The following is a 15,536-nucleotide window of genomic DNA, read 5'->3' as shown; positions in this document are numbered from 1 at the left end:
CGGGGCGCCGACACGGTTCGAGCCCGTCATGGCCCGCATCCGCATCAAGCGGTGCGGGCCTGCCCGTCCCGACCCCTGCGGGCGGCCGGGGACAACGACCCCTCGTCCCGCAGGATCCGCGCCCGCCCGCGCAGACGGGCATCGCCCCCAAACGATCAGTCAGAGGGAGCCGCGCGGCGGCTTGAGGCTGCTGAACATCGCGCCGGCAACCAGGACCGCGACGCCCGCCAGAAGGGCGGGCCCACTGGTTGCGGGGTGCAGGACGACGGCCCACGGCTGCGCTCCGCCGCTGCCGCTCCTCCATCCCCCGACGGCGAGGACCAGGGGTACGGCGGTGAGGACCGGTGCTGCGATCCGGGCGCCGGTGAGGGGGTTGAGGACGAGCGCCAGGCCGAGGTAGAAGGCGGTGTTCCGGCCGATCGCCAGGGCCACGGCATCGGCGCCCGCGAAGTGTCCGAGGACGGCCATGCCCAGGGCGAGGGTTGCGCAGGCGGCGGCTAGCGAGGTGTCGAAGCGGTGGACGGCCCGCACGGCGACTGCTTCCGTGACGGCCCGGGCGCGGCCGGTGAAGGCGAGCCATGCCACGGCGGGGATGACGGTGATCAGCGCGGCGAGAAGGAAGTGCCCGGCCCCGCCGACCATCGCGGGTACGGGGATGAGGCTCTGCCCGAATGCCAGGCCCGCGCCGGCCGTCACAGCGGTGACGGCGGCGAGGGCGGAGACGCTACGGGATGCGGCCCACCAGTTCACCGGCCTGCTCCTTCAGGATTCAGGGCCGGCTTCTGGTCGCAGCCGGTGAGCGCGGCCCGGTTCGCTTCGTACCAGGCGCGCTGACGCTCGGAGGGCAGCGTGAGGACCTTCTGGGCGAGTTTGGCGTCGTCGGGGGAGACGCGGCCCTGGACCGGAGCCGGGGCGGCTTGGGTGGCGATGGCGGTCAGCCATGCGGTGAGCGGTCCCCGGGCGGGGTACGCCGGGTACTTGTGGCTGATGCGGGCGCATTCGGGGATCGGGGGCAGGAGGGTGTTGGCGAGGTTGGCGGTGATGTCCTGTTCGCGGACCTGGCCCTTGCCTCCGAAGCCGGCCTGCCCGGGCTTGAGCTCACGGTTCTGGGTGAGGGAGGAGACCATGGGAAGGCCGGCGTCCTTCAGGCGGCCGCTGTAGGTGCGGGTGGTCGCCGTGACCCGGGTGCGTCCCGGGGTCTCGGGCCACAGGCACACTTCCGGGACGCCGGCGGTGTCGCAGACCAGAGCGTCGGGGTTCCGGTCGGCGACCGGGTCGTAGTCCATGTCCACGACCAGGAACACCGAGGCCACGGACGCGGCGACAAGCACGGCCAGAGACTTCCAGCGGCCTGCCCGGGCTATCGCGAGGAGGCATGCGGTGATGATCCCGCCGGCGAACAGGAGCGGCGCCCACACGGCCACGGGGTCGATGACCGATCCGACCGAGCAGCAGCTGTCGTAGGCGCCCGCGACCAGGTGGCGGGGCCACGGGGTGTCCCAGGATCCGGGGAACGCGGTCAGGCAGAACCCGGCGATCATCGCCAACGGCGCGGCCGCAAGGTGCGGAAGACGGCCGCCCAGGAGGTACCCGGCCAGCGTGGCGGCCGCCATCAGCAGCGCGTACACCACGAACATGCCCAGGTGGGAGAAGGGCGGAAACGTTCCCGCGGCCGAGACCGCGACAGCGACCGCGATGAGCATCCCGACAACGCCCATCGCCCACACCGGGACCAGGAGCGGCAGCGCGATGGCGAGTCGGCTGCGGGAAGGAGCCTGCCCGAAGACGTTGCCCCGGCGCAGACGAGCGCTTTCCCACGCTCCGCTCGCCGCGCACGCGGCCGCGGCGAAGGGGATCGTGTAGGAGGCGTTGCCGAGGACGGACGGCCCGTAACCGGGGACGGTGCCCATGGTGATCGGCTCCGACAGGAGCAGCAGGACGTAGCCGGCGAGGAAGACGAGCATGAGTCCGGCGGAGGAGGACCGCAGGAGAGTGGCGATACGCATCGGTCAGATCTCCCGTCCGACGAGCGTCACGTAGGCGGCTTCGGCCTGCTCGCGTCCGCCTGCGGCGGCCGGCGCCAGGGCGTGGAAGTCGGCGGGGCTGCCCTGGAAGCAGATCTCGCCGTGGGTGAGGACGGCCACGTGCGTGTACAGGTCGGCGAGGTCTTCGGTCTGGTGCGTGGAGACGATCACCTGCACGCTGCCGGCGAGGTCGTCGACGAGCTCACGGAACACCAGGCGCTGCGTGGGGTCGAGGCCGGCGGTCGGCTCGTCCATCAGGATCAGCTCACTGCGATGGGTCAGCGCCCCCGCGATTCCCATGCGGCGGAGCTGCCCGCCGGACACCTGGTGGCTCTTGCGTTCCGCGAGGCGGGTGAGGTCGACGCGGCGCAGCGCCTCCTCGGACGCCTTCCACGCCGCGTCCTTCGGCATGCCCTTGAGCCATCCCGCGTAGGCGACCTGTTCGCGTACGGTCAGCCCGGGCACGGGGGTGATCTGTTGGGGTATCCACGCCACGCGTTCGCGGTAGGCGGCCAGATGGCGGCCCTTCGCGGCGCCTCCGTCGAAGGTGACCGACCCGGAGGAGGGGGGTAGGTGGGAGGCGGCGATGGCCAGCAGCGTGGACTTGCCGGCTCCGTTCGGGCCGAGGAGGACCGTTGCCCGCGCATCGATCCGGAGACTGAAATCATTGAAAACAGGCGTCTTTCGACCGTATCGGAACGAAACGTGATCAAAAATCAGAGACATGGAGGAACGCACAATCCGCCACTCCGCTGCCGGCGGGATGGCTTGGGTCGTGGGACAGTGGACGGGAGAGGGTCCCGGTGCTGAACCCACCGGGACCCTCGTACTGCTTGTTCAGCGGCCGTACTACCAGGCGACCTTCACGTACCCGACGCTCAGGAACGTGCCGCTGTGAATGTCCGTCAGCTGGAAGTAGTAGTTGCCCGCGTCGTCCGGGTCGCCGAAGTCGACCCACCCGCAGTAGTTCGTCCGGAACCCTTTGGAGCGGTCCGGCGCGGAAGAGATGTCCTTCCACAGCCGCAGCTCGGCGAAGTTGAACCCGCTACCGCCGTCCGAGACGCAGTTCGAGAAGTAGATGCCCGTGTAGTCCCAGGTGTCGTTGTTGTCCCACCAGCGGCGCGACTCGTCACCCCTTCGCCACCCGGTGATGGACGACTCGAACTGACCCTCCGCCGCGTGCGCCGGTATCACCGACACCGCACCGAGCAGCGCGGCACCGGCCATCGCTCCGGCCCACGACTTCAAACCGATCTTCACTTGATCCCTCTTTCCGTGTGTTCGGCACCGCCCCCACCGGGCGGCGCCCTCGGTGGTCGGAAATCCGGCCCTCCGACCCTTGATCCGGGCTGCGACTACCAGGCGACCTTGACGTAGTCGATCTTGATGTAGTCGCCGTTGCCGACGTCCGACAGCTGGAAGTAGTAGTTGCCCGCGTCGTCCGGATCGCCGTAGTCGACCCACCCGCAGTAGTTGTTCCGGGTGCCCTTGCTGCGGTCCGGGGCGCTGGAGATGTCCTTCCACAGGCGCAGCGACGCGTAGTCGTAGCCCCGGTAGCTGTCATCCGACTGGCATCCCGAGAAGTAGATGCCGGTGTAGTCCCAGGTGTCGTTGTTGTCCCACCAGCGGCGGGACTCCGTCGGAGCCGTCCACCATCGGATTTCGGACTCGAACTGGCCTTCCGCGGTGACGCCCGCGTTCGCCGGCGTGACGCCGCCGAACCCGAGGAGCGCAACACCTGCCATCAGACCGGCCGCTTTCTTGCGCCGGGTACTCATCGATTTCCCCTTTCCCTGCTCATTGGCCCTGTATGGGGGCATGCGGGAGGGAGGAGACGTTGTTGCGGGGCCTCCCCCCGAGGCGACCGAACGCTAACCGCGGAACACCCCGTTCTGTAAAGGGAGTTCGCGTATGGCTCAAACTCGATCCTCGCCTGCCCCTGCGTAGGAACAGGCCATATCCGCAGACCACCGCCCGGTCCACCTCGCCCGACGCGCCGCCGCTTTGGCCGAGACCCATCGGTTCAGGCGGAGGGTGGAGGGTGGACGGGCAGTCCGAACCCTGCACGGAATATCGAGAAACCGTGCATTGAGCGCACATTGCAGCCATCCCCGGAAGGGTTTAATCGGGTGCTGGCCGACCGGCAGCGGTACGCCGTGTGCCGCGACCAGGGAGGCCGCCTCTTCTGTAGCCAGGTCTGGTTCCGGCCTGCGTAATCGACGCCTTGTCGGCGGGATTAAAGAGATCACGTTACATTCGCCCGATTTGGGTGAAAGGCCGACTGTTATCGGCCATATGAGGGGGATTTTTTCGTGCGCCTGAACATCACCAAGTCCGTCCGCCGTGTCCTGAGTGCCGCCGGCGGCGCCCTGCTCATCTCGATGGCCCTGCCCGCCGCGCCCGCCTCCGCCGCCGACCTGTCCGGGTGGGGCGAGCTGATCAACTGGAACAGCGGTAAGTGCCTGGAAGTGGGCGGCTGGTCCACTGCCGACGGCGCCGGTGTCAACCAGTGGGCCTGCCACAACGGCGCCAACCAGCAGTGGACCGGGATCCCCCACGGCGCAGGGGTCCTCATCTACAACGCTCACAGCCTCAAGTGCCTTGAGGTCCAGGGCTGGTCCACCGCCAATGGCGCCGCCATCGGCCAGTGGGACTGCCACGGCGGCGCCAACCAGCAGTGGAAGGCCTCCTACGTGGAGGGAAGCGTCCTCCGCCTGGTCAACGTGAACAGCGGCAAGTGCCTGGAGATCGGCGGCTGGCGGACCGGCAACGGCGCCGCGGCCACCCAGTGGGACTGCCACTGGGGCGAGAACCAGACCTGGTACTAGACCACATCCGCCCTGAAGGAGAAGAACCCCATGCGATTCACAGCAGCCAAGAACCTCCGCCGCGCCCTGGGCGCGGCCGTCGGCGCCCTGCTCATTTCCCTCGTCCTGCCCGCCTCCCCCGCTGCCGCCGTCGACATGTCCGGGTGGGTCACGGTGGTCAACCTCAACAGCAACAAGTGCCTGGAGGTGGGTGGCTGGTCCACCGCCGACGGCGCCGGCGTCAACCAGTGGGACTGCCACGACGGCAACAACCAGAAGTGGCTCGCGGTCCCCTACGGCTCGGGGGCCCTCATCTACAACGCTCACAGCCGCAAGTGCCTTGAGGTCAAGGGCTGGTCCACCGCCAACGGCGCTCAGATCGGGCAGTGGGACTGCCACGGCGGCGCCAACCAGCAGTGGCAGGTGCGCCAGGGCACGCATCTCCAGAACCTGATCAACGTGAACAGCGGCAAGTGCCTGGAAATCGGCGGCTGGAGCTACGACAACGGCGCCCCGGCCACCCAGTGGGACTGCCACTGGGGCGAGAACCAGTGGTGGGCCTAGTCCGCACCGCCAGCCCCCTCCAGGAGAACCCCATGCGATTCACAGCAGCCAAGAACCTCCGCCGCACCCTGGGCGCGGCCGTCGGCGCCCTGCTCATTTCCCTTGCCCTGCCCGCCTCCCCCGCTGCCGCCATCGACCTGTCCCAGTGGGCCCAACTGGTCAAGGTCGACAGCAGCATGTGCCTGGAGGTGGGCGGCTGGTCCACGGCCAACGGCGCCGGTGTCAACCAGTGGAACTGTCACACGGGTGCCAACCAGCAATGGGCCGGGGTCGAATACGGAGGTGGGTACCTCATCTACAACCGGCACAGCGGCAAGTGCCTGGAGGTCAGGGACTGGTCCAAGGCGAACGGCGCCACCATCGGCCAGTGGGACTGCCACGGCGGCGCCAACCAGCAGTGGAGCCCGCGCTACGCGGGCGAATACCTGGTGACCCTGGTCAACGTGAACAGCGGCAAGTGCCTGGAGATAGGCGACTGGCGCACGGACAACGGCGCCCCGGCCACCCAGTGGGACTGCCACAACGGCCTGAACCAGCTCTGGTACTAGTCCACCCCGCTACCCCTAAGGAGAACCCGATGCGATTCAGAACAGCCAATAACCTCCGCCGCACCCTGGGCGCAGCCGTCGGCGCCCTGCTGATCACGCTGGCCCTGCCCACCTCCCCCGCGGCCGCCGCCGACCTGTCGCGATGGAACCCGGTGTCCAACTACAACAGCGGCAAGTGCCTGGAAGTGGGCGGCTGGTCCACCGCCAACGGCGCCGGCGTCAACCAGTGGTCCTGCCACGGCGGCAACAACCAGCTGTGGATGGGCGTTCCGTACGGCTCCGGTCAGCTCATCTACAACGGCAACAGCGGCAAGTGCCTGGAGGTCCAGGGCTGGTCCACCGCCAACGGCGCCGCCATCGGGCAGTGGGACTGCCACGGCGGCGCCAACCAGCAGTGGAAGGTCGTCGAGGTCGGCGACAACGAGCAGAGTGCCTTCCTCGTCAACGTGAACAGCGGCAAGTGCCTGGAGATAGGCGGCTGGAGCAAGGACAACGGCGCTCCGGTCACCCAGTGGGACTGCCACTGGGGCAAGAACCAGCGCTGGTACTGACCCGCACCCCCACCAGCACGCCAGACAACAGCCTTCGCTGCTGACTGCGGAACGGGCTGGTCCAGGAGGCGGAGCCGCCAGAAAAGCACGCGGCGAAGCATGATCACCCCGCGGCCGCAGCTGTCCGAGGTCACCAAAGGCGCGTGCAGCGCGGCCGCCGCCCCGGCGACGGTCTTCAAGCTCGTCGAAGATGCCGTGAGCCACCGCCCGGCTGGTCAGCGTGAGCGCGCCGACACGTACCTGATGTCCGCCTGGCCGGGCACGTGGCAGCCGTCGGCTTGGCCCCGGAGTCCGGCCGACCGCTACCGCACTATCCCGCGCTGCGCGGCGGCAATCGCTGTGTGATCCGGTCGAACAAGTCCGTCAGTGGATCACCGATGTCCTGGCCGAACTCAGTCAGCCCATAGGTGACTTGGGGCGGCGTCGTCGGCTCGACCTTCCGCCAGACCAGGCCGTCCTGAACCAGCGCGCGCAGTGTCTGAGCGAGCATCTTCTCGCTGACGCCCTGGATGCTGTCGCGCAGCTCGTAGAACCGAAGGTCGTTGCTCCGCAAGGAGATGAGAACCCAGATACCCCACCGGCTGGTCACGTGGTCGACCACGTCGCGCGCAGGGCAGTCGGTGTGAAACACCTCATACCGAGTGGCTGCCTCGGCCTGCGTCAGCTGCGCGCCTTCACTCATGTCCGGAGCTTACCTCTGGGTACGTCCTTACGAAAAGTAAGCCCGACTCCTAGCGTCAATTGCCGCAGCACACAACGGACTAGGAGCTGAACATGATCGTGGTGACCGGGGCTACCGGGAATGTGGGCCGGCCTTTGACGCAGGCCCTGGCCGAGGCGGGCGAGCAGGTGACGGCGGTCTCACGGCGCGCGGCGGTGGTGCCGGACGGGGTCCGGCACGTGCCGGCCGACTTGGCCGAGCCGCAGGGCCTGACCTCCGCGTTGGACGGGGCGAAGGCGCTGTTCCTCCTGCTGTCCGGCGACCTGCACGCCCCGGGCGCCAGGCCGGCCGACATCATCGCCCTGGCTGCGGCCAGCGGGGTCCGCCGGGTCGTCCTGCTGTCTTCGCAGGGCGTGGCGACCAGGCCGCTCGGCCCGTCGCGGATCGCGATGCGCGCGGTGGAGGACGCGTTGCGAGAATCCGGCCTGGACTGGGCCGTCCTGCGACCGGGAGGCTTCGCCTCCAACGCCTTGGCCTGGAGGGAGTCCGTCCGCACGCAAGGGACGGTCGCCGCACCCTTCGGCGATGTCGGGGTTCCGATCGTCGACCCGGCAGACATCGCCGAGGTCGCGGCAGCCTGCCTGCTGGACGACCGGCACACCGGCAAGGTCTTCGAACTGACCGGGCCCGAGGTGATCACGCCGCGTCAGCAGGCAGAGGCCATCGCCGCCGCGCTCGGCTCACCGGTGCGGTTCCACGAACTCACCCGCGAGGAGGCCAAGACCGCGATGACCCAGTTCGTGCCGCCGGAGCTCGCCGACGACACCCTGGACATCATCTCCGCCCCGAACCCCGCCGAACTGCGGATCAGCTCGGACGTGGAAGGAGTCCTCGGCCGCGCCCCGAGCCCCTTCCGCGACTGGGTCACCCGCAGCATCGCCGCATTCAGCTGAGGCACGACTCAGCTGAAGCACCCGGGTCGTCCTGCGCCGGAGATCCCGGATCCCGCTCACCCGACCTGCCAGAGCCACACCGTGTCATTGCTCCCGACGCTCGTGCCGCCGCTGCATCCCGCGGCCAGCGACTTCCCGTCCGGGCTGAAGGCCAGCGCCTCGACGGAGGCGCCGGGCTCGTAGGTCGCGGTCGAGGTGCCGGAGACGGTGGACCAGACGATCACCTTGCCGTCCCGGTCACCGCTGGCCAGCGTGGTCCCGTCCGGGTGGAAGGCGACCGCCTGGACCGGGGAGTCGTGGCCTTCCAGGGTGGCGACGTCCTGCCGGGTGGCGGTGTTCCACAGGCGCACCCCGTCGCCCTGGTCGCCGAAGGCCAGGAGCTGACCGTCGGGGCTGAAGACCGCGCCGGTCGCGACCGTGGCATCGAGGGTGGCCAGGACGGCGTCGGCCGAGCCCTTCCGCAGCTGGACCGGCGATCCGGCGAGCAGCATGGCCCCGTCCGGACTGTAGAGCGCCGGGCCGTTCTTGACGTCCTGGAGCAGGGCGAGCCGGGATGCGGAACCGGTGTCCCACAGATACAGGCCCCGGCCGCTGCTGGCGGCCAGCGTCTTCCCGTCGGGGCTGAGCCCCAGCCCGTGCACGAACCCGTCCTGGAGCTCGCCCGTGGTCTCTCCGGTGAACGTCCCGACCGTGCGGCCCGTGGCGACGTCCCACTTCAGGATCTTGTGCTCCTCCGCCCGGTAGAGCGTCTTGAGGTCCCGGCTGAAGACATGCGGCTGGATGTACTGGGCGATGCCGATCCGGGTGGTGCTGCTCTCCTTGCCGGGCAGCGACCAGCGCCAGATCTCGCCGCCCCCTCCGACGGCGGCGATCGTCTTCCCGTCGGGACTGAAGGCGAGCTCGTACGCGCTGCTCGGGCCCTCGAGGGCGTCGCTCTTCCGTAGCAGCAGGTAGGCGGGGACCCCGATCGCGGCCACCGCGGCGACCGAGGCGCCGCCGATGAGCAGCGCCCGCCGCGAGGGCCCACGGCGGGCCGGACCGGGTACGGGGGTGGTCGGCCGCCCAGGGACGGGGCTGCCGGGGCCGGGTACGGCGGCCCCGAAGCCCGGCGCCGCGGGGCCCGCCGGTGGCGCGTAGGTCCGCGTCACCGCGGCGGCCAGGGCGCGCGGGTCCTGACCCGCGCCCGCGGCCGGTCCCGGGCCCGCGGCACGGGCCCGGTCCGTGGGCGGCGGCTGCGGGCTCTGCGCGCTCCGCGGAGCCTGCCGGGTCTGTCCGGACGGGGCCGCCACCACGGTCGGTTCGCGGCGCGGCGGGTGGATCCGCGCCGCACCCGCGACGGCAGCCGCGAACCGGGCGGGCAGGCCCTCGACGGCGGGACGGTGGGCCGGGTCCTTGGCAAGGCACTCGGTGAGGATGGCCCGCAGCTCGCCGTCGATCCCGTCGAGGGCGGGCGGTTCGTCCAGGATCCGCTGGACGACGGCCAGCAGGGAGGGCGCGTCGAACGGGCCACGGCCCGTCGCGGCGAAGGCGAGCACCGAGCCGAGGGCGAACACGTCGCTGGCGGGCCCGGCCCGGTCGGCGCGGATCTGCTCCGGCGACATGTAGGCGTAGGTCCCGATGACCGATCCGGTCGCGGTCAGCGAACTCGCGTCCACGGCCCGCGCGATCCCGAAGTCGATGACGCGCGGCCCGTCCTCGGCCAGGATCACGTTGCCCGGCTTGAGATCACGGTGGACCAGGCCGCACCGGTGGATCGCCGCGAGCCCTTCGGCGAGCCCCGCCCCGAGCCGCAGCGCCCCCGCCGGATCGACCGGCCCGTGCTCGGCCACCGCCCGGTGGAGGGTCGGGCCCGGGATGAACGCGGTGACCAGCCACGGGGATTCGGCCGAAGGATCCGCGTCCACGACCTGCGCCGTGTGGAACCCGCCGACCTGCCGTGCGGCCTCCACCTCCCGCGCGAACCGCTCCCGGAACTGCGCGGTACCGGCCAGCTCCGCGCGGATCAGCTTCACCGCGACCCGGCGACCGCCCGGCGACGTACCGAGGAAGACCTGGCCCATGCCGCCCTCGCCCAGCCGTCCGTCCAGGCGGTAGGGGCCGACCCACCGCGGATCGTGGGGCAACAACGCGTCCATGAATACCGTTCCTTGAGACGAAGAGAGGGACAGCCGGTCAGGCGAGCTGCCAGAGCTGGATCGTGCTGTCCCACGGGCTGAAGGCCGCCGCGAGGGTCTTGCCGTCCGGGCTGAACGCCAGGGCGGAGAGCAAAGGAGCGGCGACCGACTCCTCCATGTCGGCGGTGAGGGTCAGAGCGACCCGCCCGGTGTTCAGGTCCCACAAGCTGATCGTGCCGCCCGTGGCGGCTCTGGCCTTGTCCTTGACATCGTCGTCCGGACCGAGCCCGAAGCCGCCACCCGCGATCATCGGGTGGCCCGGCCGGTACGCGGCCTCCTCAAGGCGCCGGTGCGGCGAGGTGAGGGTGGCGGTGGGTCGCCCGGTCTCGCGGTCCCACAGATGGACGCCGGGTCCCGCACCGCCGATGGTCTTGCCGTCCGGGCTGATCAGCACCCGGTTGAAGCGGAACTCGACGGAGTCGTCGGTGAACGTCCTGGGCTGTTCCCCGCCGTCGACCTCCCAGAGCAGTACCCGCTTCTGGGAAGCGGTGGCCACCGCCTTGCCGTCCGGGCTGAACAGCACGCCGGACGGCTCGCCCGCTTCGATCTTCTTCAGGCGGCGTCCGCCCGCCAGGTCGAAGAGCTGGAGAGTACCTCCGCCGGCGGCGGCGAGGACCGCGCCGTCCGGACTGACCGCGAGGGAGTACGGGGTCGGAACCGAGAGCGTCTCGAACCCCGAGAGCGCGGGCAGTGACGTCCGGGTCCGCACATCCCAGCGCCGCAGCGTTCCGTCCTGGCAATCGCCCACCAGCGTCCGCCCGTCCGGGCTGAAGGCCAGGCCGTAGACGCGCGGAGGCTCTCCCCCGAACTTGGTGATCGTGCGGCGCGTGACGGTGTCCCACAGCCACAGCTCACCGGCGGACCCACCGGCGGCCAGGGTCCGGCCGTCCGGGCTGAAGGCGAGACACACCAACGACTGGGGGTGCCCTTCGAGCCGGGCCACCGGCCGGGTCCGGTCCTGCTCCGACGCCGATCCCAGCCAGGAGTCCCGGAACAGATAGGCGGGTACGGCGACGGCGGCCGCCGCGGCGACCGTCCCGCCGAGGAGCAGCGTACGGCGGGACAACGCCGCCCTGGCGGGAGCCGGTGCGGTGGGCTCACCGTGCGGGCCGGGCCGGCCCGGTGGTGCCGCGGCCGGCTGCGTCGGCAGGGCATGGAAGGCCACACCGGGCGCCACGCCCGGCCCGGTGACCGAGAGCCGGGCCAGCACCTCGTCCATGCCGGGGCGCCGGGCGGGATCCTTGGCGAGGCACGCCCCGACCAGCTCGCTCAAAGGGGCGGTCAGTCCGCCGAGTCGGGGCGGCTCGGTGACGACCCGGTGCACGATGGCCGGCACGGTCGTCGCGTCGAACGGGCTGCGGCCGGTCGCCGCGAACGCGAGCACCGAGCCGAACGCGAACACGTCGCTGGCGGGCGAGAGCACCTCGCCCCGTACCTGCTCCGGTGACATGTACGCGTACGTCCCGATGACCGATCCGGTCCGGGTCATCGCGTCCGCGCCCGGCTCGAGCGCGATCCCGAAGTCGATGATGCGCGGTCCGTCCTCGGACACGATCACATTGCCGGGCTTGAGATCCCGGTGCACGAGCCCGCACCGGTGGATCGCGGCCACGCCTTCGGCGATCCCCGCGCCGAGCCGCAGTACGGCCGCCGGGTCGCGGGGCCCGTCGGCGTCGACCAGCCGCTGCAGCGTCGGGCCCGGTACGAACGCGGTGGCCAGCCAAGGCGGTTCCGCCGCCGGATCGGCGTCCACGACCTGCGCCGTGTGGAACCCGCCGACCTGCCGCGCGGCGGTGACCTCCCGCGCGAACCGCTCCCGGAACTGCGTGGTGCCGGCCAGCTCCGGCCGGATCAGCTTCACCGCGACCGGGCGACCGCTCGCCGACGTACCGAGGAAGACCTGCCCCATGCCGCCCGCGCCCAGCCGTCCCTCGAGGCGGTAGGGGCCGACGGTCCGCGGATCGCCGGGTCGTAGTGGCTCGACCGCGGAACTCCGGGTTCCACCAGGGCGTATGTACTCTGTCACGCTCGGCATTGAACCATGATCCGCCGCACTGGGGTTGAGGGCCGCATGGTCGACCCGATCCCGCAGTTGCTCTCAGCCGTTACGCCAGGCTGCTGGACCCGGGCGCCCTTGACGCTGACCCAGACGCCGGCAGGAGGTCCCGGTTCGTCACCCCCTGACCGGCCCCGGCTGCTTCCGCCCTGCGGCAGTCAGTTGTGCTGCCACTACCCGGTGCCGGCCGGGTGAGTACGCGGTTGCAGAGCCGCCGAGACCGTCCACGCAAAGGCGTGCGGTGTAGCGGGCGCCCCAGCCGGCTACGCGCGGCCGCTCCGAGGGGTCGGCGCGGACGTCGGGGTGGACGTCGAGGACGCCGGCGACCAGGCCTTCCACGATGGCGGGAATGAACGCGCGTACGAGGCAGACGTGTTCTCCGTATCCGAAGCTGACCAGAGGCTGCCGCCGACGGCGGAGATCGAAGGCGTGGGGCTGCTCGAACACCGTCTCGTCGCGGTTCGCGGAGCCGATCGCGGCCAGGACGCGTACACCGGCGGGCAGGCGCGTGCCGCCCAGCTCCACCGGCCGGGTGGTCATGCGTTCGACGAGCCCGAACGGTGGCATCCAGCGCAGGACTTCGTGGACGGCGTCGCCGAGGAGCTCCGGGTGGTCCCGGACAAGTCCCCGCTGGTCCGGGTCGTCGAACAGCGCGACCAGGAGGCTGCCCGCCGCCCACCCCGGTTCGGGAAGGGACGGGAGGACCACGCGGATCGTCGGGAGGACCTCCGCGGCGCCTCGCGGACAGACGCTTCCAGGGGTGATGTGCCGCCACCGTGCGATCGCCGAGGACGGGTCCGGGGCGAGACCCTCGAACCAGGGGGTGAGCGCGGCGTCGAGCTCGTTCATGGCGGCGGCCGACACCGCGATCTTGGTGGGGTCCCCCGGATCGAGGACGCCCAGCCACAGGTCCTGTGCCATGCGCAGCAGGGTCGTGCTGTCGACCTCGAGGCCCAGCATCCACCGGAACACCTCTGCCGTGACGGGTTGCAGGACCTCACCCATGAGGTCCGCTCGCCCGTGCATGCCGGAGACCCGCTCGATGACCAGCTTCCGTGCGTACTCCCGGGCCAGACCGGCCCGTTCGGGCTCGAAGACCTCCTCCACGCTGGCGCGCATCCCTTGGTGGACGTCGCCGCTGCTCGACAGGATGTTCTCCGATCCGAAAATCTCCGACATGGCGGACGGGAACCTGGTGGTGAAGGTCTCGCTGTGGCTCAACACCTGACGCACGTCATGCCAGCGCGTGACGAGCCAGCAGCCGAGCGCGGGGATCTCGGCCACGGGGTGGTCCCGTCGAAGCCGCTGATAGATCGGATAGGGATCCGCATGGAGCGCCTCCGGCGTGATGGTGTCCAGGAACGAGGTCATGCGTCCTCCCGAATTCTTCGCAGGTGGTCTTCGTCGATTTCCGACCCGGAGGTGGAGGCGCCCTCGGCGCCCTCGGCCTGTTGCCCCGCACGCGGGGACGTGCGGGGCAACAGCGCCAGGAGGCGGGCGCGGGCGGGCGGTTGCGGTCCGGCCGCCCGCCCCCGGGTCAGCGCTGGCGGGGGAGCGGGGGGCGTTCGGCGTCCTGGTCGGCGGAGCGGTCGAACGCTCCGGGGCGGGACAGGTCGTCAAGGAGCTCGTCGATGAGTTCCTGCGTGACGTGCGGCATCACGTAGACGTGGCTGTAGTCGTGCCGGCGGCCACCGAGGTTGAGCGGCACGCAGGCGAGCGAGTACTTCTGCGTGATCTCGGCGCGGGGCTGCTGGAACCAGATGCTGAGCGCGTGGTCGCCGTGGCCGACCTCGATGCCGTTCTCGGCCCAGGGCTCGCCGCGTTCCTGCAACTGCCTGCTGAGGGCCCTGAGCCGTTCCGCCGTGTACTCGGCGATCCGCAGGACCTCGGCGGCCTGCCGTACCTGCTGCTCCTCGCTGAACTGCGCGAGGTGGTTCCACATGGCCAGGGACGCGAACCCGCTGCGGGAGCCGGCGAAGGTGCTGTCCGGGGAGGAGACGACCGCCGGGTCGGACGGCGGCCGGAGCTTGGATCCCGCGCGGGACATGTAGATGCCGGTGGGGACGGGCGAGCCGGGGTACTTGTGGCCGCTGGTGACGATCGAGGACACCTCGGGGATCCGGAAGTCGAAGACCGGGGGCGCGGTGCTGATGAGCCCGGTGTCGCGGGCCTTCTCCAGATAGGGGGCGTACGCGCCGCCCAGTGCGCCGTCGACGTGGATCCAGTAGCCGTTGCGGACGCTGACCCGCTCGGGGTCGTCGGGGTCGAAGCACACGGTGCGGTCGACGAGGCCGTGCTTCTCGAAGACGGGGCGCAGGCGCTCGCAGGCGCCCTGGACATCGTCGTAGGCGCCCTTGAAGACGCTGCCGATGTTGAAGTTGACCAGGACGGGGTGGCCCTTGGCGGCGAAGAACTCCACGAGGGCGACCAGGGCGTCGACGTCGACCGTGCCCGGTCCCTCGTCGCCGCCGGTGGTCGGGACTCCGCCCAGGGGCCACCCGTTGTAGGTCTGCATCCCGGTGCCGGTCACGTCGACGGGGCACTCGCCGGGGTAGAGGCTGCCGCCCAGGTCGTAGAAGGTCGGGATGTCCAGCACCCGCATGGCCTTGATGTGCGAGTAGTGCGTCTCCTGGGAGAAGAACGCCACCGGGGCGTAGGCGTTGGGGTTGTCGTCGGGGTGCTTGGCCCGCAGGTAGCTGGTCCGGCAGCTGGCCTCGCCGGAGATCTCGTCGCGTACCAGGGCGTTGCCGTCGAGGTAGTCACGCGCGTTCCACATCGCGTACAGGTTGCCCTCGGTGCTGCCCATGGACAGGACGTAGCCCCAGCCGTCCTGGTCCTGCGGGTTGTTCGGGTCCTGCGGCAGGGGGGCGTGCCACAGGCGGGCGTAGTGTTCGAGGACCGCGCGTTCCAGCCACCTGGAGTGGAGGCTGTAGTTGCTGTCGACGAACGGGTCCCCGATGTTGTTGATGTGGTAGCCCAGGAAACGTCCGAGGGCGGCGTGGCCGTCGAGCGACAGGTTGACCTGGTACCCGAGAAGACGCCCGCTCTGCTCGCCGAGGTACTCCTCCAGCTTGGCGAGGACCGCGATCCGCTGCTCATCGGTGTAGGCGTCAGTACCCAACCGGTAGTCGTCGTTGGCCGGCGGCGCCGCCAGGAACGTGGCGGAGTGTTCGGTAGTCATTCCATGTCCGATTCTGA

The 15,536-nt window shown here is 70.5% G+C and carries 15 protein-coding genes; 5 read left to right on the top strand and 10 right to left on the bottom strand.

Annotated elements, in window-relative coordinates:
- Window positions 1-159: 159 nt before the first annotated feature.
- The 5 genes from OOK31_RS00500 to OOK31_RS00480 all read right to left on the bottom strand — a co-directional run bounded on the left by OOK31_RS00500 (window position 160) and on the right by OOK31_RS00480 (window position 3,802).
- A complete protein-coding gene (locus OOK31_RS00500) occupies window positions 160-750 on the bottom strand; it encodes a hypothetical protein (protein ID WP_267010280.1) in 591 nt (196 codons plus the stop codon).
- On the bottom strand, window positions 747-2,006 hold the full coding sequence (locus tag OOK31_RS00495) for a hypothetical protein (protein WP_267010279.1): 1,260 nt from the start codon (window positions 2,004-2,006) through the stop codon (window positions 747-749). Before OOK31_RS00495 ends, OOK31_RS00500 begins: the two co-directional genes overlap by 4 nt.
- A 3-nt stretch (window positions 2,007-2,009) precedes the next feature.
- Entirely contained in the window at window positions 2,010-2,750 is a 741-nt protein-coding gene (locus OOK31_RS00490; protein WP_267010278.1) for an ATP-binding cassette domain-containing protein, read from the bottom strand.
- A 123-nt stretch (window positions 2,751-2,873) separates the two neighbouring features.
- Window positions 2,874-3,284, bottom strand: coding sequence for a hypothetical protein (locus OOK31_RS00485; RefSeq protein WP_267010277.1), 411 nt, complete (start codon window positions 3,282-3,284; stop codon window positions 2,874-2,876).
- 95 nt (window positions 3,285-3,379) lie between these two features.
- On the bottom strand, window positions 3,380-3,802 hold the full coding sequence (locus tag OOK31_RS00480; protein WP_267010276.1) for a hypothetical protein: 423 nt from the start codon (window positions 3,800-3,802) through the stop codon (window positions 3,380-3,382).
- A gap of 534 nt (window positions 3,803-4,336) precedes the next feature.
- Between OOK31_RS00480 and OOK31_RS00475 the strand changes: the two genes are divergently transcribed.
- The 4 genes from OOK31_RS00475 to OOK31_RS00460 are packed head-to-tail and all read left to right on the top strand — an operon-like array spanning window position 4,337 to window position 6,494.
- A complete protein-coding gene (locus OOK31_RS00475) occupies window positions 4,337-4,852 on the top strand; it encodes an RICIN domain-containing protein (protein ID WP_267010275.1) in 516 nt (171 codons plus the stop codon).
- Between the two features lie 30 nt (window positions 4,853-4,882).
- Window positions 4,883-5,395, top strand: coding sequence for an RICIN domain-containing protein (locus OOK31_RS00470; RefSeq protein ID WP_267010274.1), 513 nt, complete (start codon window positions 4,883-4,885; stop codon window positions 5,393-5,395).
- 32 nt (window positions 5,396-5,427) lie between these two features.
- The gene (locus OOK31_RS00465; protein ID WP_267010273.1) at window positions 5,428-5,943 is read left to right on the top strand and encodes an RICIN domain-containing protein; all 516 of its coding nucleotides are present in this window, start codon (window positions 5,428-5,430) and stop codon (window positions 5,941-5,943) included.
- A 29-nt stretch (window positions 5,944-5,972) separates the two neighbouring features.
- A complete protein-coding gene (locus tag OOK31_RS00460) occupies window positions 5,973-6,494 on the top strand; it encodes an RICIN domain-containing protein (RefSeq protein ID WP_267010272.1) in 522 nt (173 codons plus the stop codon).
- A 310-nt stretch (window positions 6,495-6,804) separates the two neighbouring features.
- On the opposite strand, the gene OOK31_RS00455 is transcribed toward OOK31_RS00460, so the two are convergent.
- Window positions 6,805-7,176: a helix-turn-helix domain-containing protein gene (locus OOK31_RS00455; RefSeq protein ID WP_267010271.1), complete on the bottom strand. Its 372-nt coding sequence runs from the start codon at window positions 7,174-7,176 to the stop codon at window positions 6,805-6,807.
- A 92-nt stretch (window positions 7,177-7,268) separates the two neighbouring features.
- Here OOK31_RS00455 and OOK31_RS00450 point away from each other — a divergent pair, with 92 nt between their 5' ends.
- The gene (locus tag OOK31_RS00450; RefSeq protein WP_267010270.1) at window positions 7,269-8,108 is read left to right on the top strand and encodes an SDR family oxidoreductase; all 840 of its coding nucleotides are present in this window, start codon (window positions 7,269-7,271) and stop codon (window positions 8,106-8,108) included.
- Between the two features lie 56 nt (window positions 8,109-8,164).
- On the opposite strand, the gene OOK31_RS00445 is transcribed toward OOK31_RS00450, so the two are convergent.
- The 4 genes from OOK31_RS00445 to OOK31_RS00430 form a co-directional block, all read right to left on the bottom strand.
- Window positions 8,165-10,243 (bottom strand): WD40 repeat domain-containing serine/threonine protein kinase, encoded by a 2,079-nt coding sequence (locus OOK31_RS00445; protein ID WP_267010269.1) that lies wholly within the window; start codon window positions 10,241-10,243, stop codon window positions 8,165-8,167.
- A 37-nt stretch (window positions 10,244-10,280) separates the two neighbouring features.
- Entirely contained in the window at window positions 10,281-12,308 is a 2,028-nt protein-coding gene (locus OOK31_RS00440; protein ID WP_267010268.1) for a WD40 repeat domain-containing serine/threonine protein kinase, read from the bottom strand.
- 147 nt (window positions 12,309-12,455) lie between these two features.
- Entirely contained in the window at window positions 12,456-13,709 is a 1,254-nt protein-coding gene (locus OOK31_RS00435; protein WP_267010267.1) for a cytochrome P450, read from the bottom strand.
- A 166-nt stretch (window positions 13,710-13,875) separates the two neighbouring features.
- A complete protein-coding gene (locus tag OOK31_RS00430; protein WP_267010266.1) occupies window positions 13,876-15,519 on the bottom strand; it encodes a pyridoxal-dependent decarboxylase in 1,644 nt (547 codons plus the stop codon).
- Window positions 15,520-15,536 lie beyond the last annotated feature (17 nt).

Source organism: Streptomyces sp. NBC_00249 (assembly GCF_026342355.1).
Lineage (GTDB): Bacteria > Actinomycetota > Actinomycetes > Streptomycetales > Streptomycetaceae > Streptomyces.
This window is presented reverse-complemented; position numbering and strand designations above follow the sequence as displayed.

Excerpts from the sequence above, each read along its gene's own strand:
- OOK31_RS00495 (WP_267010279.1), bottom strand. The coding sequence starts at position 2,006 with ATGCGTATCGCCACTCTCCTGCGGTCCTCCTCCGCCGGACTCATGCTC.
- OOK31_RS00490 (WP_267010278.1), bottom strand. The coding sequence starts at position 2,750 with ATGTCTCTGATTTTTGATCACGTTTCGTTCCGATACGGTCGAAAGACG.
- OOK31_RS00480 (WP_267010276.1), bottom strand. The coding sequence starts at position 3,802 with ATGAGTACCCGGCGCAAGAAAGCGGCCGGTCTGATGGCAGGTGTTGCG.
- OOK31_RS00470 (WP_267010274.1), top strand. The coding sequence starts at position 4,883 with ATGCGATTCACAGCAGCCAAGAACCTCCGCCGCGCCCTGGGCGCGGCC.
- OOK31_RS00465 (WP_267010273.1), top strand. The coding sequence starts at position 5,428 with ATGCGATTCACAGCAGCCAAGAACCTCCGCCGCACCCTGGGCGCGGCC.
- OOK31_RS00460 (WP_267010272.1), top strand. The coding sequence starts at position 5,973 with ATGCGATTCAGAACAGCCAATAACCTCCGCCGCACCCTGGGCGCAGCC.
- OOK31_RS00455 (WP_267010271.1), bottom strand. The coding sequence starts at position 7,176 with ATGAGTGAAGGCGCGCAGCTGACGCAGGCCGAGGCAGCCACTCGGTAT.
- OOK31_RS00450 (WP_267010270.1), top strand. The coding sequence starts at position 7,269 with ATGATCGTGGTGACCGGGGCTACCGGGAATGTGGGCCGGCCTTTGACG.
- OOK31_RS00445 (WP_267010269.1), bottom strand. The coding sequence starts at position 10,243 with ATGGACGCGTTGTTGCCCCACGATCCGCGGTGGGTCGGCCCCTACCGC.
- OOK31_RS00435 (WP_267010267.1), bottom strand. The coding sequence starts at position 13,709 with ATGACCTCGTTCCTGGACACCATCACGCCGGAGGCGCTCCATGCGGAT.
- OOK31_RS00430 (WP_267010266.1), bottom strand. The coding sequence starts at position 15,519 with ATGACTACCGAACACTCCGCCACGTTCCTGGCGGCGCCGCCGGCCAAC.